The sequence below is a fragment of the Psychrobacter sp. 4Bb genome (assembly GCF_002836735.1).
In the GTDB taxonomy this organism is placed as follows: Bacteria; Pseudomonadota; Gammaproteobacteria; order Pseudomonadales; family Moraxellaceae; genus Psychrobacter.
Map to the genome: position 1 here is coordinate 1 of NZ_PJAS01000017.1, position 1,682 is coordinate 1,682.

A 1,682-nucleotide genomic window follows, 5' to 3' on the forward strand; every position below is an offset into this window, starting at 1 on the left:
GTCTATCTTTTATTCCTAGTGACCTACGTAGCAAATCCTATTTAAAGGTGAGCACTGCGGACGACTGTCTGGGAGACAGTCGTCCGCAGTGCAAGACGGAAGGCTATGCCGGTAGATAGCTCTTGCGTTGCCTAGCAAAGCAATGTTTTGCCTTAACGGTGCTCTTCTCGTTCGTCAACTTTCTATACCTAGATAAAGCCCCCAACGCTCAAGCAAAGAGGGCTTTTCTTTGGCTAACATTAAGAATTATTTTGCCAATGCTACAACGTATATGCGAACCTTACTACTTACAGAACCACAGATGTTTTCATTGCGTATATATTATTTTAAAGCGAAACCCGTGCCCTAAAACAAAAGAGATATCTATCATCAGGCAAGACTATGCCGTTGAATATAACCAAATGTATTAGATTATACCTAGCCAGTAAAGTTTATAAACGATAAAAGACACCATAATATCCGCTTCTACCCTTTTAGTATGCTAGAGGAGAGAGCCGTGAGGTATTAGGCATTGATATTGGGACAAGAAGCACCTTTTACTGCGAGTAATAAGGTATCTTTATTATTTAGCTGAGTGGCACTGTCATCTTTTGAGTAACTTAAATAGAATGATGAAACTTGCTAAAGATTGAATAGAGCTCTATATCAAGGATGAATCTTATAGCTTATTAATCGTATGCTATCTAATGAGCGTAAGTGGATAGAGGGATTAATCATTTTCTAATGAAGCTGAAATGGAAGAGCTATACTGATAGTAGATATATAAGCCATAGCAGTTTCCAGAATGAGCGTAAACCCATTCTAGAAACTACTTACTGACTGCTAACTATTAACTGTTTGTTGTATTATTTAAAATTTATCTTGGAGTTCTTTATTCTTCTTTAAATTTTGGCACACCTTTTTCCCAGACATCCCAATTGTCAATGATGTGATCGACAGTTTTTGATCCTACTAGCACGATATTTTCTACTGTTTCTGCAAAGCCACCAGCTGTTTCCCCTGGCGCTGGATCTAGATGTTGAAGCGTGGTCTCATTTGGATTACCTTGGTCAAAATTCACTGCGCCACGTAAGCTCATGATGCGTTCAATACCTACCGTTCTGTTAAGTACTTGTGCTATTGCAGCGGCTTCCATTTCAGTGATAATGTAATCATCTGCGTTATACAATTCAGCTATATATTGCGCTTGTTTAGACAACCCTGGTCCATGAAAAAAGGTATCTCCTGTCATATGAGTGCCTACGGTGATAGCTGGGCTCCGTCGTGCTGCTGCATCAGGATATTTCATTCGATAGGCGCTGGCTTCTTTTGAGTCTTTTAAGGCAACTGACTGGCTTAGATGTAGATTCCATTTTAGCAGGTCAGAGTTAAGTTGATAGTGGCGAATATCTTCATAGCCTTTGCGTGGTGCAAACGTAGGTGCGCCTTTTTCACCTTCTTCAGCTTTCCAGCGGTGACCTAAGTCATAATCTACGAGCCAAGACGCCTAGCTTACATCACCTATCGTGCCTTTACTCGGTGGTGTTCCTGCGACACCACTTAGAACGAAGTAGCTTTTGCTAAAGTCAAATTTGGGAGAAAGTGTGATTGCTTGCATGGACGCTGAAGACCCTACTTTACCCATCCCTAATATAGTCAGTCCAAAATAGAAAAGGTACAATGCCTTTAAACCAAGCAAAGAG

Annotated in this window: 1 pseudogene; it reads right to left on the reverse strand. The window is 40.5% G+C overall.

Annotation, left to right across the window (positions count from 1 at the left end):
* Positions 1-871: 871 nt before the first annotated feature.
* Positions 872-1,624 (reverse strand): annotated as a pseudogene (locus CXF60_RS14520) (hypothetical protein).
* Between the last annotated feature and the right edge of the window lie 58 nt (positions 1,625-1,682).